We start from the raw sequence: 25,597 nt of genomic DNA on the forward strand, positions 1-25,597 counted from the left end.
GCCCAGTATAAGTACTTGCAATAGTGAGTGGTTAATTTAAGATCATGTTAACTATTCTATTATATGAAGAATGCGTGTGAGCAAGACGCCAAGTTATTCAGACATCTGTATTTTGAGACTTTCCGCCATTGGTGATGTATGCCATGGGGTCTCTGCTGTTCAAGCAATTCAAAGAGCTTATCCACATGCTAAGGTTACCTGGGTTGTGGGCAAAATTGAGGCTATGCTATTAGCTGATTTACCTGGGGTAGAGCTTGTTGTGTTTGATAAAAAACAAGGTAAGCAAGCATTTAAAGAATTAAAACAGCAGTTTAAAGGTCGAAAGTTTGATGTTTTACTGCATATGCAAGTTGCACTGAGAGCTAACCTTGTTGCCCGTTGTATTCCTGCAAAAGTTAAAGTGGGTTTTGATTGGGCACGTTCGAAAGAGTTACACAGTCTGTTCATCAATAAACGCATTGAGGCTGAGCCACAGGCTCATGTACTTGAAGGCTTTAAATCCTTTACTAAAGCGATAGGCGTACCAGATTATCAACCCAGCTGGGATATGCCTGTCACTACACACGATCAAACTGTTGCTGATGAGCTTTTAGGCACGGACAGCCCTCAACGTCGTGTTTTTGTAATATCTCCTGCAGCAAGTAAAAAAGAGCGTAACTGGTTGCCAGAACGTTATGCAGCTCTTGCTGAACATGCACATGGCTTAGGTTTTGATGTTGTCCTAACAGGCGGCCCGACACCATTAGAAGAAGAACTTAGCAAACAAATTATAGCAGCTACTCAAGTACCAATTTTAAATTTAGTCGGTAAAACTAAATTAAAAGAATTACTGTGTGTGCTTAAGCGCGCCTCACTGGTACTTGCGCCCGATACCGGCCCTGCTCATATGGCTGTCACCGTCGGCACTCCTGTCATTGGTCTTTATGCGCATTCAAACCCAAAGCGAACAGGGCCGTATTCATATCAGGATTATGTGGTGGAGGTGTACCACCAAACGTTATTTCAACAGACAGGTAAAACTGCAGAACAGCTACCATGGGGTACGCGAGTAAAAGGCAGTGATTTAATGGATGAAATTGCTGTGGAGGCTGTGATAGCGATGTTTGATCGGGTCGTCAGAAAAGAATCATTACTCTTAGAACGGGGGCTTTAATGCAATATAAAGCACTTTTTTTAGACCGTGATGGTGTTGTTAATGTTGACCATGGGTATGTATATCAACCTGAAAAATTTGAATTTGTAGCAGGTGTATTTGAAGCATGCCAAGCGTTTGTTAATGCAGGCTATAAACTCATTATTGTTACCAACCAATCAGGAATAGGGCGAGGTTATTACACAGAATCCGATTTTCATGTATTAACTGATTGGATTATAGCGCAATTTAAAACGCATAACGTGGACATTGAGGGGGTTTACTTTTGCCCACACCACCCTAAAAATGCATTACCTGAGTACTTAAAAGAGTGTATGTGCCGCAAACCTGCACCGGGGATGCTATTACAAGGCATAACAGAACACCACATTGACCCTTCACAGAGTATAATGGTGGGCGATAAACTCAGTGATATGCAAGCTGCTAGTAAAGCCAATATTGCTACCCGCGTATTAGTTCGTTCAGGACAAGCGTTTGATGCAAGTGCTTTAGATGCAGCTGACTATGTGTGTGACTCATTAGCCGATGTACCAGCCTTACTTTTATAAAATCGCTGAATGTAAAGTGGCAGCATATGTTGTCAGTATCTATTTATGCGATGAACTACAAACAGTGCATTTAGTTGGCTAAACTTTTACAATAGACATAATTCGTGATCAGCGCTTAAATTTACGCTTGATTGCCCGTTCAATTATTTGGAGATTACAGATGAGAGCATCTGCGTTTTTTAGCCAGCTTCAGCAGCAAATTGATGAAGTAAAAGCCGAAGGTCTATATAAGAGTGAGCGAGTGATCACCTCGCAACAACAAGCGCAAATTCAAGTCGCTTCAGGTGATAAAGTTATTAACTTTTGTGCAAATAATTACCTCGGGTTAGCAAACAGCCCTGAGTTAATTGCTGCAGCTCAACAGGGTCTTGATGCGCATGGCTTTGGTGTCGCTTCAGTGCGCTTTATTTGTGGTACTCAAGATATCCATAAAACGCTAGAGCAAAAAGTTAGCGAGTTTTTAGAGACGGAAGATACTATTCTATATTCATCATGCTTTGATGCAAACGCGGGTTTGTTTGAAACAATCCTAGGCCCTGATGATGCCATCATTTCAGACTCTTTGAATCACGCTTCGATTATTGATGGTGTGCGTTTGTGTAAAGCAAAACGTTTCCGCTATGCAAATAACGACATGGCAGATCTAGAAAAGCAGCTGATTGCAGCAGATGAAGCAGGTGCTAAGACTAAGCTTATTGCAACAGATGGTGTTTTCTCTATGGATGGCGTTATTTGTAATCTAGAAGCTGTGTGTGATTTAGCTGATAAATATGACGCACTCGTTATGGTTGATGATTCTCACGCTGTGGGTTTTGTCGGAGAAAATGGCAAGGGTACACCAGAGTATTGTGGTGTATTAGATCGCGTTGATATTATTACAGGTACGTTAGGTAAAGCATTGGGTGGCGCATCAGGTGGTTATACCTCAGGTAAAAAAGAAATCGTTGAATGGCTACGTCAACGTTCACGCCCTTACTTATTCTCGAACTCACTTGCTCCATCAATTGTAACTGCCTCAATTAAAGTGCTTGAAATGCTAGCTGATGGCAGCGAGCTGCGTGCTAAGTTGTGGTCAAATGCTAAGTACTTCCGTGAGCAAATGGAAGCGGTAGGCTTTACCTGCGCAGGTAAAGATCACGCGATTATTCCTGTTATGTTAGGGGATGCTAAAGTGGCATCTGCTATGGCTGACAAACTGCTTGCTGAAGGTATTTATGTTACTGGGTTCTCGTTTCCAGTCGTACCAAAAGGGCAAGCACGTATCCGAACGCAAATATCAGCTGCGCATAGTACTGAACAACTTGATATCGCAATTGATGCCTTTACCCGTATCGGTAAAGAAATGGGCGTTATCTAATTTATTATTTTAAGCCGCGCAATGTTCGTGGCTTTTTATTGAGCGTGTGATTCATGAAAGCATTATCTAAATTAAAAGCAGAACCAGGTATTTGGATGACAGATGCGCCAAAACCTGAAGTTGGCCATAACGATCTATTAATCAAAATACGTAAAACCGCCATTTGTGGTACTGATGTTCACATCTATAAATGGGATGAGTGGGCGCAAAACACCATTCCAACTCCAATGGTTGTGGGTCATGAGTACGTCGGTGAAGTTGTCGATATGGGCCAAGAGGTACGTGGCTTCAATGTGGGTGACCGAGTTTCTGGTGAAGGTCATATAACATGTGGGCATTGTCGTAACTGTCGTGCTGGGCGTGTACACTTATGTCGAAATACAACGGGTGTGGGTGTTAACCGCGAAGGTTCGTTCGCAGAGTATTTAGTGATCCCTGCTTTTAATGCATTTAAAATCCCTGATAATATCAGTGATGAGCTGGCATCAATTTTTGACCCATTTGGTAACGCAGTGCACACGGCTTTGTCATTTGATTTAGTCGGAGAAGATGTGCTCATTACAGGCGCAGGGCCGATTGGAATTATGGCTGCGGCCGTTGCTAAACATGTGGGTGCTCGTTATGTTGTTATTACCGATGTCAATGAGTATCGCTTAGATTTAGCACGTAAAATGGGCGCAACCCGAGCGGTCAATGTTGCAAATGAAAAGCTTGAAGATGTGATGACAGAGCTAGGTATGACAGAAGGCTTTGATATTGGCCTTGAAATGTCGGGTGTGCCATCAGCATTTAATAGTATGTTAAACAACATGAACCACGGCGGAAAAGTGGCGATGTTAGGTATTCCACCATCTGATATGGCGGTTGATTGGAACCAAGTTATTTTTAAAGGCTTTGTGATTAAAGGCATTTATGGCCGTGAAATGTTTGAAACCTGGTATAAAATGGCCAGCTTGATTCAGTCTGGATTGGACTTAAGTCCAATCATCACTCACCAATATCCGATAGATGATTTCCAAGCTGGCTTTGATATGATGATTTCAGGCCAATCAGGAAAAGTGATTTTGAATTGGGATTAATACCCTAAAGAGATAAAAGGCGGCCTAAATGCCGCCTTTTTGTTTTATTGCATATATTAAGAGGCAGCAATGGCATTTAAACATATTTCGATCGCCCAAACTCATGAGCTATTAAATAATGAAGAGGTGGTGATCGCAGATATACGCGATCCAAATTCTTATCAAGCAGGACATATCCCTGGTTCAGAGCATTTATCTAACGCAAATATTGGCGAGTTTATGATGAACAAAGAATTTGATCAGCCAATCATCATAGTGTGTTATCACGGGATGAGTTCACAAGGTGCTGCAAACTATTTATCGGAGCAAGGCTTTGAAGATGTTTACAGTATGGACGGTGGTTTCACTCAATGGGAATTGCAACTACCTGAGTCGGTTGAGAAATGATAGAGCTGGGCAGTATAAATAACCCGCGTGCAGCACAAGGCTTTATCGATTACATAAAAAGCCAAGGCCTACATGGTGAGTTGCGCTCCAGTGATGGGCACACCGTGATTATTTGTATTACCTCTGAGCATTTTCATCAAGCTCACCCTTTGTGGCAAGAATTTGTCGTAAATCCAAATCATCCACGTTACCAAGATGCATCATGGCAAGTGGGAAGTACAGAGTCACCTTTAACCTACCAAGGCCAGTCACTTAAGCTTAAAGAGCGTTTTAAAGCGCTCAGTTGGCTTAATCAAACAGTGACACTCGTCTGTGTTGGGGTATATATCGCTTTTTTGCTTGGTGGGTTTGAGGCGATTTATGGCGTGTTACAGTTTAACCCAAACCAACCATTAACTTGGCTTACACCTGCAATTGTTCATTTCAGTGCTGTTCATTTAATTTTTAACATTATATGGTGGATTTCATTGGGCAATGGCATTGAAAAGCTTACTGGCAAAAGTACATTAGTTGGGCTTTTTTTGGTAACTGCGCTATTTAGTCATTGGGGGGAGTTCTTAACGGTTGGCCCTAACTTTGGTGGTTTGAGTGGTGTAGTTTATGGTTTATTAGGCTATAGCTGGATTTACCGTGCACTGAATCCTAAACAACCGCCATTGGTGAGCAATGCAATTATTGGCTTCATGCTTATTTGGCTTATATTAGGTTTCGCTGAAATGTTGCCTGTGGGTATGGCTAATTGGGCACATTTAGGAGGCTTGCTTAGCGGCATGGCTTACGCATTCACCGCCCAATTATTTAAAACCGAGAAACCTAGTGATAAAGATATTTAGTAAATAACACTTCGCGAATGATTTCTTGCCCTGTTTCTTGTTTGAGCAGGGTTTTTAATCTTTCAACACAGCGCTTACGAATTTCTTCACGACCAGTAAGTGACTTTATATTTTCCTCAGGCTCTTTTGATAATATCTCGACAATCGCATCACGTAATAATGGGGTGTGATGCTCCACAACAGCAATATTCGACATATCACTGAGCATCAGATCTACAGTCACACGTACGTAGCCTAACTTTTTATTATTCTGAGCAATGTAATTTGCAATGATATCAGGCTCAAAACCAAAATAACCGACGTTTGACTCTGCGCGGCTAGTAAAGCTGGTTAGAAAACTAAACATCAATGTAGAGAGTAAAATGCTTGTATAGAGCGTTTTTTTCATATTGAGTAAAATAATTCATATTCGATGATTTACAGTTTATACGTAATACCAATTAATATACAGGCTGATGAAGCTATTATATTCATTAATCATCACTTTTTCATAACAGCCGTGAGTGGTATCATTTGTTCGATTGTTATTAAATAGAGCTATCGTGATTACATTCCCCCTTCCATTGAACGCTAATTGGCAGCGTGGTGCCACTGTTACTGAGCTGACTCAACATGAGAAAGACTGGTTGCTGGAGCCAAATTCATTAACGGCTAAACTAAAACACTATGGTCGTGATTTTAAAGTGCAAGTTCTCAGCGAACAAGAGTTCACGTTGGATGTTGAGCAACAATACTTATTAGATGGCCAGTTTAAAAAGTGTATAAACCGTGAAGTTTTGCTTTGGTGCAATGATCAGCCAATGGTCTATGCACAAAGTTGGTTGCCAGTCACTAAAGGCATGCAACAGCAAGCGTTATTAGCCCTTGGTAATAAGCCGTTAGGTGATGTGATTTTTCATGATCCTAATTTAAGACGTACTGAAATTGAAATAGCGCGTTTTGATGAAAACCACCCCGTTCAGCAGGTTATTGAGCAGCCGGCGCTACACCTGCAATCACTTTGGGGGCGTCGAAGCGTATTCTCTTTAGCACAAAATCGTTTTTTAGTTGCAGAAATATTTTTACCAGAGGCCTTTATTTACCAATGAAACTAGCTTCACTAAAAATGGCACATATTCCCTATTACAAGCAACTAATGCGTACGGATAAACCCATTGGCACTTTGTTGTTACTTTGGCCAACGTATTGGGCTCTTTGGCTTGCAAGTCAAGGTACCCCCAGCTTAGTTAATTTCGTTGTGTTTACTTTAGGTGTGTTTGTGATGCGCAGTGCAGGGTGCGTGATCAATGATTTTGCTGATCGCAAAATAGATGGCTCAGTGAAGCGGACAGCTCAGCGGCCTCTGGCATCTGGGCTTGTGAGTAGTGGGGAGGCATTAAGTTTATTTTTAATGTTAATTGTTATTGCCTTTGGGCTTGTATTGTTACTTAGTTGGCACACTGTTTTACTGTCAATTGGTGCGCTGATATTGGCGTTCAGTTACCCGTTTATGAAGCGCTTTACCCATTTACCACAAGTGTTGCTTGGCGCAGCCTTTAGTTGGGCGATACCCATGGCCTACATGGCAAGTAGCGGACATGTACCTATTGCTGCATGGTTATTGTTTGCTGCTAATGTTATTTGGACGGTTGCTTATGACACTATGTATGCAATGGTAGATAGAGATGACGACTTAAAAATTGGGGTAAAATCAACAGCTATTTTGTTTGGCTCTGCTGAACGGGTGATTATATTTTTACTCAACTTCTGCTTTGTTGGATTGCTTGTTGGTGTGGGTATTATATATCAGCTAAACCACTTTTATTGGCTTGGATTAAGTGTGGCGTGCTGTTTTTTAATTTACCAACAATGGCTCATTCATAAGCGTCAAAGGGAGCAGTGCTTTAAAGCGTTTTTGAATAACCATTATGTTGGTTTAATGGTGTTTTTGGGATTAGCAGCATCCTTGCTACTGAATAACTAACGGTTTAGTACTAACGAGGAGGGTCAATAATACCACTAATAGACGTGTTCATTCTGAACCAACCTGCGATTGAATAGCGGTCATCAACAGCAGGGAGAACCTCATGCATAAAGCGTTCACTTTCAAACATAATGAGTGTACCAGCTTTAGGTTTGATACTGACTTCAACTTGTTTACTTTTAGGTTTGTAGATGACTAACTCGCCGCCGGAATCCGGGCTATTTAAATACAGTACGGTAGTAAAAATGCGGTTAGATCGACCTTTAAATGCATCGAAATGCTTTTTATAAAAGTCACCATGAAGGTATTTTGCATAATGGCATTCATAATCGAATAAGCCTAAAAAGAAACAGCGGTTTAACACTACTCGCATTTCTTCCATTAATGCCAAATAATGTATTTGGGCATCACTGCTGCCATCAAACCAAAATGTCTTATCTTTGCGTATTGTTTGATCAACATGTAAATCATTTTTCCGGCCAATTCCTGCGTTGCTAAAATTAGGATTTATTCTGTAGCAATCAAGCATCAGTTGCGCAATCAGTTTACTTGGTATCGCATTGTGAATGATTGTATAACCATGGTTTTCGATATCATCTAAATATATTTCAGAAATGAAATGGGGAATCATTTTACATACTAATGATAAGAGGGTGGGTCAGTCTATCCTATAAATAGTTTCAAGCGAACTTTTATTGGAGTGGAGAAAGTAAAAAGCCTGAATTGGGTCAGGCTTTGGGTTATTTAATTACTCGCTAATCGACAACGCTGTCTTTTTTATCAGGGAAAGCAGCTGATTGATGTGGTCACCTTGAGGAACATGGTGACTTGTCTTAACAATCAGTTGTTCTTGTAATAAATCTTTGTTTGTCTTTAATTGGACTAAATCTGGATGCTCTGCCACAGTGTTTGCATGTTCAATGCTTGCAATCGCAAAGTGATGAGACTTACATAAACCGTCCATAACTTGTTCTATGCTGCCAACTTTAATTGAAGATGTTTTATTCAACCCCTCAATGGCCTCATTTAGCATAGCTTGAACCTGTTTCGATTGTGAAAAACAGCCATACATAGCGAAGTCGGTTAGGTCTTGTTTACTAATGTCACTTTTATTCGCCAGAGGGTGATTTTTGGAAACAAATAAAATAAGCTGATCAGGCAAGTGAATATCGGTACCAATACTGTTGATTGCTTGGGAGCATACACTAATATCAATCTCACCCAGTTGCAATTTGCGGGTTAATTCACTTGGCTCTTGAAGTTGCATTTCGATTTTTACATGGGGGTATTGTGCTAAAAACTGTCCGCAAGAAACTGGCACAATTGCACTCGCCTTAGTGGTGTATCCAATAACAAGTTTTTCATCAGAACAACCGTTTACAGATTGATAAAGGCGTTTTTTCGTTGTTTCAAGCTCATCCAGCGTTGCCTGCGCATAGGTTAAAAACAACTCACCTTCAGTGGTTAGTTTAACAGAGCGAGTTGAGCGCTTAACCAGCTCGTAACCCATTTCATCTTCAAGCGTTTGGATACTTCGCGTTAAAGCTGATGTACTAATTCTTGTTGATTCAGCGGCTTGACGAAAGTGTCTAAGCTGACCCAATGCTACAAATTGTTCTAATTGTTCAAATCTCACTTTTATAGTCCTTTGTAATAAGTAAGCCACACGAAGGCGAACATAGTTGAAATAAACCTAATAGATACTAATGCATTGTACCTAATTTGAAAAGGCTATTTTACACAAATGTTACAACCTTTAGTCTGGATATTGTTTATTTATCTGAAGAAAAAGTGCTAAGTTTTCAATGAATAAATCAACTAGCTTAGGCTCAAACTGCTTGCCTCTTTGCTCTTTAATTAGTGCAACAACATCATCTATTTGCCAGGCTTTTTTGTAGCATCGCTCGCTCCCAAGTGCATCAAATACGTCGGCGAGTGCAGTTATTCGCCCTGCAATATTAATTTCTTCGCCCTTTAATTGGTTTGGGTAACCTGTACCATCCCACTTTTCATGATGGAGGTAGGCGATAAGTGAGCCGCATTTCAGAATCTCGTTACTGGATTTATTAAGAATCTCATACCCAATTTGAGCATGGGTCTGCATGATTTTCCATTCCTCAGCATCCAGTTTTCCGGGCTTATTCAATATTCTATCAGGAATACTAATTTTACCTATATCATGAAGTGGTGAGGCCAGTTTTATCACTTCACATTCAAAGGTGTTTAACCCGTAAAGTTTGCCTAAAAGCTCACTGTATAAGGCAACACGCTTCACATGAGAGCCGGTTTCTTTCGAACGTTTTTCAACGGCTTCGCCTAAAATATACGATAATTCCTTTTGTGAGTCCTTGACCATTTCACGTAGCTTTAAGTTATCGTAAGCAAGGGCAATGTTATTAGCAAAGTATTCTAAAAGTTGATGCTCGGTAACTTCAAGTTGAGAGCCTTTGTGTATATATAGCATGGCCTCAAGACCTGCTTGAGTAGTGAAATAGCCAACATAATCATGTTTTGTTTTATATGATGACTTACGGTTATGCGCATCAATAAATAATGTTTTTACATTATCAGGAATGTCACTGTTTAGTGGTTGTGATTGTACACCTGAAGCAGCAAGCAATTTAAAATCTGTTGCAGGAGAGGCTTGCTCGTTGACTGCGGCGGCGCAATATATCTCTGTTCCATCTAAGCCCAATACATTTTTTACATGGGTTAGGATTGTTGATGCAAATTCATTAACACTGTCACACATTAAAAATGAGCTGGATGCATTAATAATTCTTTCTAAGCCTTTTTTGTGACGTTCAATTATTTGAATATCTCTGTGAGCGCGAAGTGCAGAGTAAAGCAACGTCTTCATTTTAATGGCGGTAAGTTCTGTTTTGTTTTTATAGTCGTTAATATCATAATCGCGGATCACGGCCTCTTCTGGCGCTTCACCGGGTTGACCTGTTCTGAGTATTAAACGAATATCATGGTTATTAATGTCCTCGCGAATGAATTTTATCAGCTCAAGGCCCGCATGGTTGGTCTCCATTACAACATCAATTAAACCGACAGAAAAATCGGGGTGCTGCTTAAGCATTTGTTTAGCTTCTTGTGCGGAATAGGCGTGATGGAATCGGAGGGCTTTGTCCTCAAACTTAAAGCCGGATAAAACCAATTTTGTTACTTGATGGATATCATCTTCATCATCAACAACTAATACATCCCAGAAATCAGGCTCGCTATGAGTTACTGACTCTTGAATTACCTCATTTGAAAATAAAAAGTCACTCAAATGGATACCTTTAAGTTTTATTATTAACTTATAGAGTATAGTGTCTGATTTTTAGTCTGCCTGTTTGCTACGTGGTTTTTTTTCAATATTCTTTAATTCGATTTCGATAGCGTCACAGGAAATATGAATTTCATATAAAGATGTTAGCAGCGATAAAGCTAAACACCCTAAGCTAATACCAAAGAGGATAACGCCCACTGTTTTAAACTCAATAAATAATGCAAACATTGAAATAGTACACATTAAAAATGATGCTACACCATAAACTTGCATGGTTCTTATAAGTTTAATACGCTTTCTTAAGTTTGCTATTTGCTCAACTACAAGGGGGCGAATCGTTTCACCTTCACGGGCATTTAACTCTCTAATCAATTGGGCCAATACCAAAAAGCGATTTGTGTAAGCAAGCAGTAACAGTGATATTGCAGGAAAAAGCAAGCCAGGGGTTGTGAGGGTCATGATTGGTCCAGTTAATAAACGGTTTTCTTTAGGTAGCCTAGCAATCATGTTAATGAAAGTAAAAGAGTTCGTTTATCTAACAATAGGAAAGTAAGCAATGAACAGTCCATTTCACTGGCTCACTATTTATAGCGCAGCAGATGCTGTGGAAGCTAATATTATTAAAGGCTTACTTTTAGCAAATGATGTTAATTGTCAATTGTTAGGCGAGTCATTACAAAGTGCGGTTGGGGAAATACCAATTGCACAAACAGAGGTCCGTGTTCAGGTTTATGCGATTAAAGAGCGCCAGGCACGAGAAATATTGATAAACTATACACAAGATCAACAATCCGCTCCTGATTGGGTATGTCCCAACTGTAATGAGCATAATGGGTCAACATTTGAAATGTGTTGGTCCTGTAGGACGTTAAAGAATGACTAAAGCGAATAACTTTCAGCGAATTCGAGAGCTTAACTATTTACAACAAGCGGTGCTAGCCGCAGCACTTATTGAGCGTATGCTACCAAATTATGGTTTATTTAGTGAAGCAACAGGGTTTGGTGATGAAACAACGCTACGCAGTGCACTTAATGTATGTTGGGAAAAAATTCTGTTACCCAAAAGTAAAATTGATTTAGAAAAGCAAATTGAAAAAATTGAGCCAAACGTACCTGAATTGGCTGATTTTGACATGTTTGGTACCTACCCAGCAATTGATGCCGCAACAGCGTTGCTTGGGTTAATGCATGGCTTAATTGCACAAGATGAAAGCGAGTTCGTTAGCATAAGTAAAATATCACAAGCAACAGTCGCACGTTTTATTGAGTACCAATTAACAGTGGAAGGTGAAATCGCTGATAACAAAACAGTACGAGAGCATCCACTTATGCAATATGAAATTGAGGTGCTTGGTGAAATGATTGATTTTGTAGAGCAAATGGGGCGAGTCAACGCGCAAAGTGTTAAATCACTAAAACAGCATGCTATTGCTGATGGACAGACAAATATTGGTTTAACGTTACAAAACTAATTTAAGTAAATTTATTCGTTGGGAGAAAAGTGCAGTGCGAATTTTAGGCATTGAATCATCGTGTGATGAAACCGGTATTGCTATTTATGATGATGAACAAGGGTTGCTTGCGCATCAACTTTATAGTCAAGTAAAAGTGCATGCTGATTATGGTGGCGTTGTGCCTGAACTTGCGTCTCGTGATCACGTACGTAAAACGTTACCGCTTATTGATGCTGCATTTGCACAGGCAGGGTGTGGTCCAGAAGATCTTGATGGTATCGCTTATACTGCGGGGCCGGGTCTAGTTGGTGCCTTATTAGTTGGAACTTCTATTGGTCGCTCTTTGGCGTATGGTTGGAATATCCCGGCTGTTGCGGTTCACCATATGGAAGGTCACTTACTTGCGCCTATGCTTGAAGAAAATGTACCTGAGTTCCCTTTTATTGCCTTACTTGTATCGGGTGGCCACACCATGATGGTTAAAGTTGAGGGAATTGGTCAATATGAAGTGCTGGGTGAGTCTGTCGACGATGCTGCAGGAGAGGCGTTTGATAAAACCGCTAAACTGCTTGGCTTAGATTATCCAGGAGGTCCTCGTTTGGCAAAACTTGCAGAGCAGGGAGAGCCTAAGCGCTTTATCTTTCCACGACCAATGACAGATAAGCCTGGGCTTGATTTTAGTTTTAGTGGTTTAAAAACAGCAGCCGCAATTACCATTCGTGAAAATAGTGATGATGAGCAAACCAAGGCAGATATTGCCCACGCGTTTCAAACGGCAGTCATTGATACATTGGTTATAAAATGTAAACGCGCTCTAAAGCAAACGAGTATTAAGCGATTAGTGATTGCTGGCGGTGTGAGTGCAAATGTGCAACTTCGTGAGCAGCTTGAACGGGTTATGCAAGGCATGAAAGGGCAGGTGTATTACCCAAGAACTGAGTTTTGTACTGATAATGGTGCAATGATAGCGTATGCGGGAATGCAACGTTTGAAGGCTGGACAATTTGCTAGTCTTGATATGAAAACAAAACCACGTTGGCCAATAGATAGTTTAGAGGCGATTTAATTAGCGCTATTACTATCCTGTGTTGGCGGCTTTTTTTTGTCGCCAACTTTGGGTTCTTCACCGCTGAATAAACGTTTAATATTACCGTGATGGCGGATAATAATCAGCACCGTTAAAAATGTAACGGGCAATGTATACAAGGGTTTTATCCACCAGGTATACAAAGGTGCTAATGCAACAGCAACAAGCGCACCTAGAGATGAGTAACGAGTAAGCGCAACCACCGCAACCCATGTTGAAATTAATAACCCGCCTAGCGTCAAACCGATAGGTAGTAGTGTACCAAAGGCGGTAGCAACCGCTTTTCCTCCTTTGAAGTTGAAGAAAATAGGAAACATATGGCCAAGACAGGCTGCCACACCGATAAGGCCAAGTATCAAAGGATCGAGCTTTAAAAAGTAAGCTCCCCAAACAGGGATTGTTCCTTTGAGAATATCAAACACCAAAACAAGGCAGGCAGGCAGGGCACCTCCTAAACGAAATACATTAGTTGCACCAGGGTTATTTGAGCCATGTAAGCGTGGATCAGGTAGTTTAAAAAGCCGAGACACTAGAATAGCCGATGAAATCGACCCCAGTAAATAGGCTAAAACTAACATTAATACAGCTATCACGCGGTTCCTTATTTTTTAATCATGCTTTTTCGGCTATCATTGGCGACAAAATTAACATCACATACACTTGCGTTCAATATTTAGGTTATTCCTTTGTACCTATGACGTATTGTATTGTTAAATTTCTTATAGTTAAACACACTAAAAGTATATAAATGATATAAATATAAATTATAGCGTGTGAAAACTCGTTTAGAGAGTTTAAATTTTCCAGTTGGAGCTGTTATGGATAAGGTTTTTATATCACAACTACATGTTGACACTATCATAGGTGTTTATGATTTTGAAAAAGAAACTGAACAGAGTTTATATTTTGATATAGAAATGTTGTGCGACATAAAGCCAGCTGCAACAACTGATGATATAAATTTAGCATTAGATTATGCAACAGTGAGTGAACGTGTCATTGAACACACAAGGGCCAAGCCAGTTGAACTTTTAGAGACATTGGTAGAGCAACTTGCCGCTATTATTCTAGCTGAATTTAATACTTCACAGGTGATGATTAAAGTGAGTAAACCCGCTGCGGTTGCACAAGCACAAACGGTCGGTGTTGAAATTACCCGCCAAAAGGCAACCAGTTAATATGGCTCAGATTTATATTAGCCTTGGCTCAAATGTAAATAAAGAGCACTATATTCGCCAGGCTCTAATAACGTTAAAGTTTTTTTTCCCAGATCTTGAACACTCAAATGTATTTGAAAGTGAAGCCGTAGGCTTTACAGGCAGAAACTTTTATAACTCTGTAGTGGGCGCAAATACTGACATGCCGCTCGACCAAGTATGCCAATTATTAAAAAAAATTGAGCGAGATAATGGTCGAACAGCCAACGACAAAAAGTTTAGCCCACGGACGTTAGATCTCGATTTATTATTTTATGATGATGTTATTTGTAATGCACCGGCGCAATTGCCTCGAGATGAAATAACCAAGAATGCATTTGTGCTGCAGCCGCTGGCTGAAATTGCCCCACATTTTTACCACCCTGTTGTTAAGCAAACGATCGCTAAACTATGGCGTGATTACAACAATCCCAATCAAAAACTATGGAAGGTGGAGTTTACTAACCCATGAGTATTATTGAAATTATCGTTTTAGCCCTGATCCAAGGGTTGACAGAATTTTTACCTATTTCAAGTTCTGCACACTTAATTCTCCCTTCGCAAATATTAGGGTGGGAAGACCAAGGTCTAGCCTTTGATGTTGCTGTGCATGTGGGGACGTTAGTGGCCGTTGTTATTTACTTTCGTAAAGAAGTCGTGGATATACTCGGCGCTTGGTTTAAATCATTTGGTCAGCAAGGGGCTTCGGATGACAGTAAGCTTGGCTGGTGGATAATCATTGGAACAATTCCTGCGGCTGTTTTGGGCTTAGTATTTAAAGATTTGATTGAATTATATTTGCGCAGTGCATGGGTCATTGCAGTGACAACAATTGTGTTTGGCTTATTACTTTGGTATGCCGATGTGAAAGGCAAACAAACAAAAACAATTTACCAATTAAACTGGAAATCAGCCCTGATGATAGGCATGGCACAAGCTATGGCTATGATCCCAGGCACATCTCGTTCAGGTATTACCATGACGGCGGGCTTAATGTTGGGGATGAACAAACAAAGCGCAGCACGTTTTTCGTTCTTATTGGCTATACCTGTTATTTCGATGATGGGGCTGTATTATACAGCTGAGTTAGCTTTGGGTGATGAGGTTGTTGATTGGACTACGTTGATTTTAGGAGCGGGTTTATCTTTCATTTCAGCGTACGCATGTATTTTCTTGTTCTTAAAAATCATTGAACGCATGGGCATGATGCCTTTTGTTATTTATCGTTTATTACTCGGTATTGGTTTAATTGCATTTTTAATGATTTAGGCAATTATGCAATACAAATAAAAACGCCTTAGTTCACTGAACTAAGGCGTTTTTTAGCAATTAAATACAATCTTTAATTAGAATGTGTATTTAGCGCCTAATGATAAGCGGCGGCCTTTTACATCAAAGAACTCACCATCATCATACGTAAACGGATTGCGCGGTGGCTCACGGTCTAAAATGTTATTAACACCAACACGTAATTGCAATTCATCCATTAGGTACGTTTTGTACATAAAGTCAAACGTAGTATAAGACGGGATGTTGTTATAGTTGTTTGCTTCGATGGTCCAATCATTATCATTCACTGTTGCATGGCGGTAGTTCATGGTGAGTACATAAGCAGAATCATCGTGTGAGTAAACAACGTTAAAACGACCTTTCCAGCGAGGAGAGGCTGTTTCACCAACATCATTACGGAAATCTTCGGCGCGGCCTGTTGAATTACTATTATCATCAATCAGGTACGTTGCCGTTAATTTTAGTGCTAAGTCGCCAGAGAACAACTCAGTACGGTATGCCGATTCTACATCCACCCCTTTTTTATTGATCACAGCGGCGTTTATTGGACGAGTGAAGAAGTTCTCAATCTCGCCGGTTTGTTCGTTACGGACAACGTTACTGCAAAAAGGATTATCTAGAGATGATGACTCATAACAGAGCTCAACACTGTTTCGGCCAAAGTATTCAATCGCACCTTCAACTTCAAAAGACCAGTAATCAAGTGTTAAGTCTAATCCTTCCACAAGCTCAGGCGTGTAAATTAAACCAACTGTATAATCGTTTGATGTTTCATTTTCAAGGTTTTGGTTGCCTTGAATATAGCCTGGTAAGCTACCACCGGCTAACCATTCTTTTGAAGGCATCCAACCCTCAGTAAGCCCTGCTGCTTGACAGTTTTTAATCACATTATCTTTATATTTACTGCCTGATTCTGTAATTGAATCCGCTCTACATACGTCAGCACGGCCTGAACTAAATGTCTTTGAGTTTGGCGTAAATAAGTCACCTAAGTTTGGTGCACGTACTGATTTTGAGCGGTTCAAACGTACACGCAGTTCGTCAGTTACGCCCCAGTTAAGCGCTAGTTTCCAAGCATTATCTTCACCTGTTACTGAGTAATCCATGTAGCGAAATGCTGTTTCAAGTGTTAAGTCAGTTGCGAAAAAGGCATCTTCTAATAATGGAATTGAAACTTCAGCAGACAGCTCATTGACATCAATTTCTCCATCCATAGGCAAGCTTGAATTACCAAAGATTAAGCCCTTTTGCATATTTTCAGAAGGTGTTATGACGGCTGATTCACGGCGGTGTTCTGCAGTAAATGCGGCAGCAACATAACCGGCAGGTAACTCAAACAAAGAACCGTCAACAGTCAATGCAAATACAACTTGGTCGTGCTTAGCAAAACGTGTTGCCGTCGTGCCAATATAATCCAATTGAGCCTGAGTCGCTGATGTTGCTCCCATCGTATTAAAAGGCGTACACCCTTCGATTGCACCAATTACATCTGCGTTAGCATTGCGCTTGGCACATACAACGTTTCCTTGGTATTCAACCGCATCAATAGCGTTTGCTAAGTTTTGCGTGAGTACTTCACCAGTCCATAATGTGTCTTGTTCAATGCGGCCAAATTGTGCGTATGTCGAGTAGCCCCATTCATCACTTAAAACACCTTCAGCGCCAATCGAGGTGCGAAATACTTCACGCTCTTGATTGTATGCACGATCGCCCCATAGATGTTCATTGGCTTGGCGAAGCGTGACTGATGTAAGTTCGTTGTCATCCATAAGCGTAGCCATATCGTTCTTGATGAACGCGTTATCACGACGAATTGTATGCCTAAAGAAAGCGGGTGAACTTTCTGTGGTTGCCTCTGTATTTGAGTAGGTAAAGTCAAACGTGAGCGTGTGGTCCTCGTTTAGTTCATAAGTACCATACGCTGAGGCAATGACGCGCTCTAGTGGCGTTTGAAAATAACTTTTATAACCGTGGCCAAATACACCGTCACCTTGGTTTTGACTATCTTGAAAATAACTTGTTGCATCACGGCCAACACCAGGATTCGGAATACGACCTAAGCCATAATCGAAAGCACGTACGTTACCGTTAGCATCAAAAGTGTAATGGTGGTTAGCATAGCCGTTATCAACAAAGGCATCTTTAGTAAAAAAGTCACCGCCTTGTGAATAATAAGCAAGGCCAGTGGGTTGACCTAAAACAACACGTGCAGGGATACCATCATCACCACTTGTGTTTGCAGGGTTTGCGAATGAGTTCACAGGATTGCGGTAGAAGTCACGGCTTAGCTTGCCATAGCTTTTGTTTTCTGTGTAATTAAATGAGGCAATGAAAGAAAGTTTATCACCTTCCATACCACCGGTAATTGAGAAGTTGTTTTGCTCGCCGCCACTTTGCTCTGGTCGAATGGTAGAGACATCAAGTTCAATACCGTCCATTGACTTTTTAGTGATGATATTGACCACACCTGCAACAGCGTCGGCACCGTATACTGCAGCAGCCCCCCCGGTTGCAATCTCAATGCGTTCAATCATAGTGGTTGGAATATTATTTAAATCAACCGCCGTGTCTCCGATAGAGCCAGGTACGAAGCGGCGGCCATTGACAAGCACTAATGTGCGCTCCGATCCTAAACCACGAAGGTCGGTCGTATTAAGGCCAGACGCGTAAATTGTATTGGTTGTCGTTTCTGGTGACAGCCCAACAGTGGCTTGTGGCATCTGTGCAAGCAAATCATTAACGTTACTTATACCTTGGTTTTCCATCTCAACACCGCTGATCACAGTAACAGGCGTTGGTGACGTTAGGTTAAAGCGTTTGATTTTTGAACCCGTCACTTGAATGCGTTCAACAGGCTTAGCATCCGTTGTTGATTGTGCAAATACACTTGATACGCCAAAAGCACCTGTTACAAGTACAGTATTAACCGCGGCAGCGATAAGATTTAATTTTTTCAACATAACACCTTTTAATTTCGACAAGTTTTAAAGACCGATTTAAAACTTGATGGAACTTATTTACTTTCACTACTGAGCTAGTTTTGGCTGACACCAAATAAACATCAGAAAATGTAAGTAAATGTAATTTGCAGATGTTTTATCACAGTACCCAAATTGAGTCTTGAAATAAGGGAATGTATCAATTGTTTCGTAAATGTGTACTTTGTTTTTATAATGGGTATTTCTTGGTATGGCGATGATATTTAAGTTTTTATTATGTAATCATGAGTTTACGTTTTATTTTTGCGTTGTTTTTTGGAGGCGATAAAATTTTGTTTATTAACTAAAATTAAATTATTTATAAATGTTTTAGTTTATAAAATGAGCTTTAATATCAGTTTTGTATAAAAAATGACGTTTGAATTTTGCGCATTTAAACTGCTTGCAATGAACTTTTGTGAAATTGCTGCGATTAAGTGACTTTTTGCAAAAGTGTTATGCGAGATGACAATGGTAACTAGGCACTAAATTTGGCATTATATTGGGCCTACAATCGCTATTATTAATTGCGCTGCGCACCTAGAAATGCAGCAAAGGAACACAGATGCATATTCATATTTTGGGTATTTGCGGTACATTTATGGGTGGTATTGCCGCAATCGCTAAATCTCTTGGCCACACTGTAACGGGGTCAGATCAAAACGTCTATCCACCAATGAGCACTCAACTTGAATCGCTCGGTATAAAGCTCACTCAAGGTTATGATATTGCGCAACTTGACCCAGCACCAGATATGGTGGTTATTGGTAATGCAATGAGCCGTGGTAATGCGTGCGTTGAATACGTTTTAGATAAAGGCCTGCCCTATACTTCAGGACCTGAATGGTTGAAGCACAATTTATTGCAAAACTCATGGGTATTAGCGGTTGCAGGTACACATGGTAAAACCACGACCGCAAGTATGTTGGCGTGGATACTTGAATATGCAGGCTTAAAACCGGGATTTTTAATAGGTGGCATCGTACAAAACTTTGGCGTTTCAGCACGTGTGGGGCAAAGTCCCTTCTTTGTAATTGAAGCGGATGAATATGACACCGCATTTTTTGATAAACGCAGTAAGTTTGTACATTACTTACCTCGAACGCTTATCTTAAATAATTTAGAGTTTGATCATGCGGATATTTTTGATGATTTAAATGCAATCAAAAAACAATTTCACCATTTGATGCGTACATTACCCGGTAGTGGCAAAGTAATTTGGCCAAATGATGAACATGCATTGGCTGAGGTTATCCATCAAGGCTGCTGGAGTGAGAGCGAAACATTAGGCGATGATTGGGGTTATAACCTACTGAAAAATGATGGTAGTGAGTTTACTGTCTCACTTCACAATGAAGTGGTTGGCACAGTTAAATGGCAAGCAATCGGTGAGCACAATGTTAAAAACGCCATAATGGCCATTGCAGCGGCTCGCCATGTTGGTATTGCGATTGAGCACAGTATTAATGCGTTAGCCGAGTTTATTAGCCCAAAAAGGCGTATGGAGCTTAAGGCCGATATCGCAAATATCAAAGTGTATGATGATTTTGCCCATCACCCAACAGCCATTAAAACGACATTGTCAGGGCTCAGGGCTAAGGTTGGCAATGAAAAAATAATTGCGATTTTAGAGCCGCGTTCAAACACCATGAAAATGGGCGTTCATCAACATACACTTTTAGCTTCACTGATTGATGCGGATGATGTTTATTTATTTGAACCAGATAACCTTAATTGGTCTTTGAGTGAGCAAGCTGAGCAAGCTGGTATGAATTGCTTTACTCATACTCACGAAATAATTAACCACGTTACGAGTAATTTACAGCCACACCAACATATTTTAATCATGAGTAATGGCGGCTTTAATGGTCTGCATGACCAATTAATTAGCGCGATAGAAACGAAGTTTAATTAACTCAAAAGTGAGAGCTTAAGTGCAATATAAAGAAACGATCACATTAGCATTTAGCGGGGCATCGGGTGCTCCCTATGGCTTACGATTACTCGAAGTGTTACTCGCACAACAGTTTAAAGTGTATGTGTTGATCTCCAGTGCAGCACGCGTTGTATTGGATACAGAATCAAATATCAAGCTTTCAGCAAATGAAGATAAAGCCACACAGCAGTTATGCGCGCTTTTTAATGCCGCACCACAGCAACTACAAGTATTTGGTAAAGATAATTGGTTTAGCCCTGTCGCTTCAGGCTCTGCAGCTCCTAAAAAGATGATCGTATGCCCATGCAGTGCTGGATCTGTATCTGCTATTGCTATTGGGGCATCTGATAATTTACTTGAGCGAGCAGCAGATGTCGTCATCAAAGAGCGTGGGCAGCTTATTTTAGTGCCAAGGGAGACGCCATTTAGCGAGATTCACTTAGAAAACATGCTAAAACTTGCTCGATTGGGCGTCACCATTATGCCGGCTGCACCGGGCTTTTATCATCAACCTGAATCAATCAGTGATTTGGTTGATTTTATGGTGGCACGAATTTTAGATCATTTAAACATTGAACATACCCTAACTAAGCGATGGGGATATGGGGAAGGTAAAAAGTGAGCGAACAAACAACAGCCTTAAAAATTCAGGGCCTCAGAAAAGTTTATAAAAATGGCGTTGAAGCAGTTAAGAATATTGACCTACAGGTGCAAAAAGGTGATTTTTTTGCACTACTGGGTCCAAATGGAGCAGGTAAATCTACGACGATAGGCGTTATATCGTCGCTTGTGAATAAAACGGCCGGTCAGGTTGAGGTATTTGGTCATAATATTGATACTCATTTGGAGGCCGCTAAATCGGAGTTGGGTTTAGTACCGCAGGAGTTTAACTTTAGTCAGTTTGAAACATTGACCCAAATATTAGTGAACCAAGCTGGTTATTATGGTGTACCGCGTAAAGTAGCCCATCAGCGAGCAGATAAATACCTTGCGCAACTTGGCTTACTTGAGAAAAAAGATAAACAGGCACGTACCTTATCAGGCGGAATGAAGCGTCGCTTGATGATTGCTCGTGCGCTCATGCATGAACCAAAATTACTCATTCTTGATGAGCCTACAGCGGGTGTTGATATTGAGCTACGTCGTTCTATGTGGGATTTCTTAAGGCAGATTAACGAACAAGGTGTGACAATTATTCTTACCACGCACTATCTTGAAGAAGCTGAGCTGCTTTGTAAAAACATTGCCATTATCGATTCGGGTATTATCGTCGAAAACACCACAATAAAAGCACTTCTGGCAAAGCTTGATAAAGAAACCTTTATTTTGGACTTAAAGCAACCAGTGCAGCCTGTGTTACTCAATGGCTATCAGTTCTCGATGGTTGATGACCATACAATTGAAGTTGAAGTGGCTAAGTCGCAAGGACTCAATGCTGTGTTTAGTGCGTTAACAGAGCAGGGGAATACGGTGCTAAGCATGCGTAACAAGGCAAATAGGCTAGAAGAATTGTTTGTCGGTTTATTAGAGCAAGGGCGGGATAAGTAAATGTTTAAATATGGCGTAGCCTTAAAAAGTTTATGGATGAAAGAGTGCATTCGTTTTCTACGTATTTGGGTGCAAACATTAGTACCGCCAGCAATTACGATGAGTTTATACTTTGTTATTTTTGGTAACTTAATTGGCTCTCGAATTGGTGAAATGGGCGGTTTTAGCTACATGGAGTTTATTGTTCCAGGCTTAATTATGATGTCGGTTATTACTAATTCCTATTCTAATGTTGCATCGAGTTTTTACTCCACTAAGTTCCAAAAAAGTATAGAAGAGCTGTTAGTTGCGCCTGTGCCTAACTACATTATTGTACTGGGTTATATGGGAGGAGGGATGACCCGCGGTATGTTGGTTGGCTTAATCGTTACCTGTGTATCTTTACTGTTTGTGGATATTCAAATTCATAATGTGTTTGTTATTTTTGCCACAGTTGTTTTAACGTCAGCTGTGTTTGCATTAGGTGGTTTAATTAATGCGATTTATGCAAATAGTTTTGACGACATCAGTATTATTCCTACGTTTATCTTAACGCCATTAACCTATTTGGGCGGTGTGTTTTATTCGATAACCCTGTTACCTGATTTTTGGCAGGGTGTGTCACAGATCAACCCGATCATTTACATGGTTAATGCATTTAGGTTTGGATTTTTAGGTGTATCAGATGTTGATTTATCGGTCGCATTTGGTGTGTTGTTATTATTTATTACAGCTTTATTTACTTTAGCGTTAACGCTAATTAAGAAAGGCGTGGGGCTTAGACACTGATGAGCGATGCAAATTCACGAAGTATTGTATCAAACCAAGAGGGTTTAAATGAAAAGCTTGATGAGATTGTCACTAAACATTTAAAAGCAGAGTTTAAAAAGCCTATTGCTGCGCATACGCAGTCAGCGTTTGATGAGGTGAACGAAAAAGTACAAGCGTTTAATGGGCCATTGATCCTTGATTCATGTTGTGGTGTCGGTGAGAGCACGGCTAATTTAGCGAAGCGCCATCCTGATGCGTTAGTGATTGGTATAGACAAGTCATCACATCGCTTAGAAAAGCATGATGTGGAATATAAACAAACAGACTCAGGCCAATATATTTTGGTGCAAGCAGATTTAAATGACTTTTGGCGTTTGGCTGTATTAGCAGGTTGGCAGCCTACGCATCATTATTTGCTCTATCCAAACCCATGGCCTAAAGCGAAGCATATTCAGCGACGTTGGCACGGAGCTGCTATTTTTCCTTTTATTGTTAAGTTAGGTGGGCGATTAGAAGTACGAAGTAACTGGGATATTTATGTGAAAGAATTTGCCCGAGCACTTCATTTAACAGGGCATAATTGCGATGTTGAACATTATAAAAGTGACACTGCGATCACTCCATTTGAGCGAAAATATTGGGCGAGTGGTCAACAGAGTCACCGTTTAGTGATTGAGTTAAGTTAAACGTTTTCATATGCGGGTTTATTTGTGGCGCAGGTGGTGCAAAGTAATTGCCTTGCATTAAGTGTATATTTGCTTTTAAGAGTGTGTTGACGGTCGGTTTATTTTCAACACACTCTGCAATAAGTTTTAGGTTTAACTGCTTTGCAAAGCTCGCAATGTGCTCAATATAAAGATAAATGTCAGTGTCATGGATAATTTGTTTTATCAGTGAACCATCAAGCTTGATGCCATCTACATCCAGCTTTAACACGTTAGAGATGTTTGAGTAACCTGTGCCAAAGTCATCGATTATTACTTTTACACCACGCTGCTTTACCAATGCGATAAATGCTTTCACTTCAGCAAAGTTTGCTATCGCTTCGGTTTCTAAAAGCTCTAACGTAATATTACTCGGCTGGGGATAACGATTGAGCTCTTGCTCAAGGTATTCAGTGAGGCTAGGGTCTAGCATATCATGCGCAGTAATATTAATGCTCCAGCAAAGGCTTGTTCGCCTAAAGCGCTCAAAACATTGAGTGAGCATTGTGCGAGTCAGCGTTCCATCCATACGCGAACGATTCACCACATCTAAAAATGAGTCGGGGAGTAATATATCGCCATGAGCGGTGATCATACGTGCTAAACACTCGTATTGTATGATCATATCGCAGCTATAATCATAAACAGGTTGGAAGTAGGCAACGATTCGGTTGTTATCAAACGCCTCGCGGACTTCTTTAGCCATTTCTACATTGTATTGATATTGATTTTTGACGTCATGTAATGCGTTAGAATAATTAATCACGCTAAATCGACCTTGTTTTGCTTGCAGGGCCGCAATGTGCGCATTTTCAAGTAGCATTGCTTTGTTTCCATAGGCAACACCTGCACACAATGTTATATAGATGAAGGGCTCTTTCAGTAGAGGTGAACTGAAATTATACCCTTGAATTAAGTCACTGAACCCAGTGTGTTGTTCATTAAAAGGGGCGATTAAGACAACCTTATTCGTCGCTAAACGAAAAACGTCGCTTCCTGTTGGGCGTCGTTTAGCAAAGTATTCGAGTAAGCTTTTCATTACTTTGTCGCCGACTTTGGTGCCATAAAAACTATTAATATCTTCAATTTCATTGACCCATACAACAGCAACCTGCAAATGAAGATTGGGCGACTTACTCATGTAATATTCAAGCGCAATATGATTTGCAAAACCGCTGCTGCTATCCGTCGAAAGAGCACGCTTTAAAAGGTAAATGTAAATACTTGCCACTAATAAAGCGATAAAGAAGAAAAAGCTCGCAAGCGCAGCCGCTTTTGACACGCTTTTATTAAGGTGCTCATTAAGATCATACATTTTAATGTCTGCACCCGTGAGATAGGTATTTCCCTTGCTATCGATATAAGGCACAAAGATACTTTTAAAATGCCCCCATTGATCTTTTGATATTTCAAAAACAGGTTCAGTAGAGTAAAACGCACTCATATTGGCTTTAGTGGCTTCAGGGTAAAGATCAAAAAATTGGGTTACTTTGCCGGAGTTTTGATCCTCTTGAGTATAGCTAGAGGCGGTGAAGTGAACGTTGTTATTCTTTAATACCATGGCATAAACATACTCAACATCAAGTGCGCGAGCGAACTCTGACAGTTGACGGCTTCTTTGTTGGTATAAAAAGTGTGGTATCGTTTTTCCTGAGTTTATAGTTGTGTGGTAATCATTGCCTAATATATGTTTTACGCTCACCGCAGCATTTAATAATCGCGTATCGATTTGCTGCATAATCTCTTCACGGGCAGTGTGATATGTATAGTAAACGTAGCTGAATAAACTCACTAAAAAGATTAAAAAACCTGCGACGATCCAGTTTGTCCTTAAACTCGTATTAACCATGCTTGTCCCTTTTTTGATTGCTGGGACATTATACAAAAAAAGAAACTGCTGCCTATAATTAAATCTTTCTTGGATTATTAACTAATTTATCATTAATTTGTCATGCAATTGTCGGCTTTTATGGCTTTAAACGAGACATTTATACGCTATTGCAGTAAAGTTAGCGCATTTCGTAGAAACAATGCGGTTTAGTTTATTATTCAAA

27 protein-coding genes are annotated in these 25,597 nt (G+C 40.3%); 19 read left to right on the forward strand and 8 right to left on the reverse strand.

Going from position 1 to position 25,597, the window contains the following annotated elements:
* Positions 1–76 precede the first annotated feature (76 nt).
* The 6 genes from ATS75_RS17720 to glpG all read left to right on the forward strand — a co-directional run bounded on the left by ATS75_RS17720 (position 77) and on the right by glpG (position 5,357).
* On the forward strand, positions 77–1,153 hold the full coding sequence (locus ATS75_RS17720; protein ID WP_058561828.1) for a glycosyltransferase family 9 protein: 1,077 nt from the start codon (positions 77–79) through the stop codon (positions 1,151–1,153).
* Positions 1,153–1,701: a D-glycero-beta-D-manno-heptose 1,7-bisphosphate 7-phosphatase gene (gene gmhB / locus ATS75_RS17725; protein ID WP_058561753.1), complete on the forward strand. Its 549-nt coding sequence runs from the start codon at positions 1,153–1,155 to the stop codon at positions 1,699–1,701. The genes ATS75_RS17720 and gmhB overlap by 1 nt, the downstream gene beginning before the upstream one ends.
* Before the next feature lie 160 nt (positions 1,702–1,861).
* Positions 1,862–3,058, forward strand: coding sequence for a glycine C-acetyltransferase (locus ATS75_RS17730; RefSeq protein WP_058561754.1), 1,197 nt, complete (start codon positions 1,862–1,864; stop codon positions 3,056–3,058).
* Positions 3,059–3,111: 53 nt separating this feature from the next.
* A complete protein-coding gene (gene tdh / locus ATS75_RS17735; RefSeq protein ID WP_058561755.1) occupies positions 3,112–4,137 on the forward strand; it encodes an L-threonine 3-dehydrogenase in 1,026 nt (341 codons plus the stop codon).
* 69 nt (positions 4,138–4,206) lie between these two features.
* On the forward strand, positions 4,207–4,524 hold the full coding sequence (glpE, locus tag ATS75_RS17740) for a thiosulfate sulfurtransferase GlpE (RefSeq protein WP_058561756.1): 318 nt from the start codon (positions 4,207–4,209) through the stop codon (positions 4,522–4,524).
* Complete coding sequence (gene glpG, locus ATS75_RS17745) at positions 4,521–5,357, forward strand: rhomboid family intramembrane serine protease GlpG (protein ID WP_058561757.1); 837 nt, start codon at positions 4,521–4,523, stop codon at positions 5,355–5,357. The genes glpE and glpG overlap by 4 nt, the downstream gene beginning before the upstream one ends.
* On the opposite strand, the gene ATS75_RS17750 is transcribed toward glpG, so the two are convergent.
* Positions 5,338–5,745 (reverse strand): flagellar basal body-associated protein FliL, encoded by a 408-nt coding sequence (locus ATS75_RS17750; RefSeq protein WP_058561758.1) that lies wholly within the window; start codon positions 5,743–5,745, stop codon positions 5,338–5,340. The genes glpG and ATS75_RS17750 overlap by 20 nt on opposite strands.
* 154 nt (positions 5,746–5,899) lie before the next feature.
* On the opposite strand from ATS75_RS17750, the gene ATS75_RS17755 reads away from it, so the two are divergent.
* Positions 5,900–6,445 (forward strand): chorismate--pyruvate lyase family protein, encoded by a 546-nt coding sequence (locus ATS75_RS17755; protein ID WP_058561759.1) that lies wholly within the window; start codon positions 5,900–5,902, stop codon positions 6,443–6,445.
* The gene (gene ubiA, locus ATS75_RS17760) at positions 6,442–7,320 is read left to right on the forward strand and encodes a 4-hydroxybenzoate octaprenyltransferase (RefSeq protein WP_058561760.1); all 879 of its coding nucleotides are present in this window, start codon (positions 6,442–6,444) and stop codon (positions 7,318–7,320) included. The genes ATS75_RS17755 and ubiA overlap by 4 nt, the downstream gene beginning before the upstream one ends.
* A 10-nt stretch (positions 7,321–7,330) precedes the next feature.
* On the opposite strand, the gene ATS75_RS17765 is transcribed toward ubiA, so the two are convergent.
* The 4 genes from ATS75_RS17765 to ATS75_RS17780 all read right to left on the reverse strand — a co-directional run bounded on the left by ATS75_RS17765 (position 7,331) and on the right by ATS75_RS17780 (position 11,059).
* Positions 7,331–7,951 (reverse strand): 2OG-Fe(II) oxygenase, encoded by a 621-nt coding sequence (locus tag ATS75_RS17765; RefSeq protein ID WP_058561761.1) that lies wholly within the window; start codon positions 7,949–7,951, stop codon positions 7,331–7,333.
* A gap of 117 nt (positions 7,952–8,068) precedes the next feature.
* Entirely contained in the window at positions 8,069–8,956 is an 888-nt protein-coding gene (locus ATS75_RS17770; protein ID WP_058561762.1) for a LysR family transcriptional regulator, read from the reverse strand.
* Between the two features lie 120 nt (positions 8,957–9,076).
* Complete coding sequence (locus tag ATS75_RS17775) at positions 9,077–10,600, reverse strand: DUF3369 domain-containing protein (protein ID WP_058561763.1); 1,524 nt, start codon at positions 10,598–10,600, stop codon at positions 9,077–9,079.
* A 51-nt stretch (positions 10,601–10,651) separates the two neighbouring features.
* The gene (locus tag ATS75_RS17780; protein ID WP_058561829.1) at positions 10,652–11,059 is read right to left on the reverse strand and encodes a DUF2721 domain-containing protein; all 408 of its coding nucleotides are present in this window, start codon (positions 11,057–11,059) and stop codon (positions 10,652–10,654) included.
* A 97-nt stretch (positions 11,060–11,156) separates the two neighbouring features.
* Here ATS75_RS17780 and ATS75_RS17785 point away from each other — a divergent pair, with 97 nt between their 5' ends.
* The 3 genes from ATS75_RS17785 to tsaD are packed head-to-tail and all read left to right on the forward strand — an operon-like array spanning position 11,157 to position 13,120.
* A complete protein-coding gene (locus tag ATS75_RS17785) occupies positions 11,157–11,483 on the forward strand; it encodes a DUF2007 domain-containing protein (protein ID WP_058561764.1) in 327 nt (108 codons plus the stop codon).
* The gene (locus ATS75_RS17790; RefSeq protein WP_058561765.1) at positions 11,476–12,072 is read left to right on the forward strand and encodes a YjaG family protein; all 597 of its coding nucleotides are present in this window, start codon (positions 11,476–11,478) and stop codon (positions 12,070–12,072) included. The genes ATS75_RS17785 and ATS75_RS17790 overlap by 8 nt, the downstream gene beginning before the upstream one ends.
* Before the next feature lie 34 nt (positions 12,073–12,106).
* Positions 12,107–13,120: a tRNA (adenosine(37)-N6)-threonylcarbamoyltransferase complex transferase subunit TsaD gene (gene tsaD, locus ATS75_RS17795; RefSeq protein WP_058561766.1), complete on the forward strand. Its 1,014-nt coding sequence runs from the start codon at positions 12,107–12,109 to the stop codon at positions 13,118–13,120.
* On the opposite strand, the gene plsY is transcribed toward tsaD, so the two are convergent.
* On the reverse strand, positions 13,117–13,734 hold the full coding sequence (plsY, locus tag ATS75_RS17800) for a glycerol-3-phosphate 1-O-acyltransferase PlsY (RefSeq protein WP_058561767.1): 618 nt from the start codon (positions 13,732–13,734) through the stop codon (positions 13,117–13,119). The two genes, tsaD and plsY, sit on opposite strands and share 4 nt — an antisense overlap.
* 225 nt (positions 13,735–13,959) lie before the next feature.
* Between plsY and folB the strand changes: the two genes are divergently transcribed.
* From folB to ATS75_RS17815, 3 genes are read left to right on the forward strand one after another with little or no spacing between them, the layout of a single operon-like run.
* The gene (gene folB / locus ATS75_RS17805; RefSeq protein ID WP_058561768.1) at positions 13,960–14,319 is read left to right on the forward strand and encodes a dihydroneopterin aldolase; all 360 of its coding nucleotides are present in this window, start codon (positions 13,960–13,962) and stop codon (positions 14,317–14,319) included.
* Position 14,320: 1 nt separating this feature from the next.
* Positions 14,321–14,809: a 2-amino-4-hydroxy-6-hydroxymethyldihydropteridine diphosphokinase gene (folK, locus tag ATS75_RS17810; protein ID WP_058561769.1), complete on the forward strand. Its 489-nt coding sequence runs from the start codon at positions 14,321–14,323 to the stop codon at positions 14,807–14,809.
* Positions 14,806–15,606, forward strand: coding sequence for an undecaprenyl-diphosphate phosphatase (locus ATS75_RS17815; protein ID WP_058561770.1), 801 nt, complete (start codon positions 14,806–14,808; stop codon positions 15,604–15,606). Before folK ends, ATS75_RS17815 begins: the two co-directional genes overlap by 4 nt.
* Positions 15,607–15,683: 77 nt before the next feature.
* On the opposite strand, the gene ATS75_RS17820 is transcribed toward ATS75_RS17815, so the two are convergent.
* Positions 15,684–18,587 (reverse strand): TonB-dependent receptor domain-containing protein, encoded by a 2,904-nt coding sequence (locus ATS75_RS17820; RefSeq protein WP_058561771.1) that lies wholly within the window; start codon positions 18,585–18,587, stop codon positions 15,684–15,686.
* A gap of 583 nt (positions 18,588–19,170) precedes the next feature.
* Between ATS75_RS17820 and mpl the strand changes: the two genes are divergently transcribed.
* The 5 genes from mpl to trmB are packed head-to-tail and all read left to right on the forward strand — an operon-like array spanning position 19,171 to position 23,525.
* Positions 19,171–20,520 (forward strand): UDP-N-acetylmuramate:L-alanyl-gamma-D-glutamyl-meso-diaminopimelate ligase, encoded by a 1,350-nt coding sequence (gene mpl / locus ATS75_RS17825; RefSeq protein ID WP_058561772.1) that lies wholly within the window; start codon positions 19,171–19,173, stop codon positions 20,518–20,520.
* 19 nt (positions 20,521–20,539) lie between these two features.
* On the forward strand, positions 20,540–21,163 hold the full coding sequence (locus ATS75_RS17830; protein WP_058561773.1) for a flavin prenyltransferase UbiX: 624 nt from the start codon (positions 20,540–20,542) through the stop codon (positions 21,161–21,163).
* On the forward strand, positions 21,160–22,089 hold the full coding sequence (locus ATS75_RS17835) for an ABC transporter ATP-binding protein (protein WP_058561774.1): 930 nt from the start codon (positions 21,160–21,162) through the stop codon (positions 22,087–22,089). The genes ATS75_RS17830 and ATS75_RS17835 overlap by 4 nt, the downstream gene beginning before the upstream one ends.
* Complete coding sequence (locus tag ATS75_RS17840) at positions 22,090–22,857, forward strand: ABC transporter permease (protein ID WP_058561775.1); 768 nt, start codon at positions 22,090–22,092, stop codon at positions 22,855–22,857. It abuts the gene before it with no gap.
* On the forward strand, positions 22,857–23,525 hold the full coding sequence (trmB, locus tag ATS75_RS17845; protein WP_058561776.1) for a tRNA (guanine(46)-N(7))-methyltransferase TrmB: 669 nt from the start codon (positions 22,857–22,859) through the stop codon (positions 23,523–23,525). The genes ATS75_RS17840 and trmB overlap by 1 nt, the downstream gene beginning before the upstream one ends.
* Here the strand turns inward: trmB and ATS75_RS17850 are convergent.
* On the reverse strand, positions 23,455–25,392 hold the full coding sequence (locus ATS75_RS17850) for an EAL domain-containing protein (RefSeq protein WP_058561777.1): 1,938 nt from the start codon (positions 25,390–25,392) through the stop codon (positions 23,455–23,457). The genes trmB and ATS75_RS17850 overlap by 71 nt on opposite strands.
* Positions 25,393–25,597: the final 205 nt, after the last annotated feature.

It is taken from the genome of Pseudoalteromonas sp. H105 (genome assembly GCF_001469215.1).
Classification (GTDB): Bacteria; Pseudomonadota; Gammaproteobacteria; order Enterobacterales; family Alteromonadaceae; genus Pseudoalteromonas.

Coding starts and splice junctions, on each gene's coding strand:
- ATS75_RS17840 (WP_058561775.1), top strand. CDS start 22,090: ATGTTTAAATATGGCGTAGCCTTAAAAAGTTTATGGATGAAAGAGTGC.
- ATS75_RS17790 (WP_058561765.1), top strand. CDS start 11,476: ATGACTAAAGCGAATAACTTTCAGCGAATTCGAGAGCTTAACTATTTA.
- glpG (WP_058561757.1), top strand. CDS start 4,521: ATGATAGAGCTGGGCAGTATAAATAACCCGCGTGCAGCACAAGGCTTT.
- ATS75_RS17850 (WP_058561777.1), bottom strand. CDS start 25,392: ATGGTTAATACGAGTTTAAGGACAAACTGGATCGTCGCAGGTTTTTTA.
- ATS75_RS17765 (WP_058561761.1), bottom strand. CDS start 7,951: ATGATTCCCCATTTCATTTCTGAAATATATTTAGATGATATCGAAAAC.
- folB (WP_058561768.1), top strand. CDS start 13,960: ATGGATAAGGTTTTTATATCACAACTACATGTTGACACTATCATAGGT.
- ATS75_RS17820 (WP_058561771.1), bottom strand. CDS start 18,587: ATGTTGAAAAAATTAAATCTTATCGCTGCCGCGGTTAATACTGTACTT.
- gmhB (WP_058561753.1), top strand. CDS start 1,153: ATGCAATATAAAGCACTTTTTTTAGACCGTGATGGTGTTGTTAATGTT.
- tdh (WP_058561755.1), top strand. CDS start 3,112: ATGAAAGCATTATCTAAATTAAAAGCAGAACCAGGTATTTGGATGACA.
- ATS75_RS17780 (WP_058561829.1), bottom strand. CDS start 11,059: ATGACCCTCACAACCCCTGGCTTGCTTTTTCCTGCAATATCACTGTTA.
- ATS75_RS17750 (WP_058561758.1), bottom strand. CDS start 5,745: ATGAAAAAAACGCTCTATACAAGCATTTTACTCTCTACATTGATGTTT.
- mpl (WP_058561772.1), top strand. CDS start 19,171: ATGCATATTCATATTTTGGGTATTTGCGGTACATTTATGGGTGGTATT.
- ATS75_RS17815 (WP_058561770.1), top strand. CDS start 14,806: ATGAGTATTATTGAAATTATCGTTTTAGCCCTGATCCAAGGGTTGACA.
- ATS75_RS17730 (WP_058561754.1), top strand. CDS start 1,862: ATGAGAGCATCTGCGTTTTTTAGCCAGCTTCAGCAGCAAATTGATGAA.
- ATS75_RS17785 (WP_058561764.1), top strand. CDS start 11,157: ATGAACAGTCCATTTCACTGGCTCACTATTTATAGCGCAGCAGATGCT.
- ubiA (WP_058561760.1), top strand. CDS start 6,442: ATGAAACTAGCTTCACTAAAAATGGCACATATTCCCTATTACAAGCAA.
- glpE (WP_058561756.1), top strand. CDS start 4,207: ATGGCATTTAAACATATTTCGATCGCCCAAACTCATGAGCTATTAAAT.
- trmB (WP_058561776.1), top strand. CDS start 22,857: ATGAGCGATGCAAATTCACGAAGTATTGTATCAAACCAAGAGGGTTTA.
- folK (WP_058561769.1), top strand. CDS start 14,321: ATGGCTCAGATTTATATTAGCCTTGGCTCAAATGTAAATAAAGAGCAC.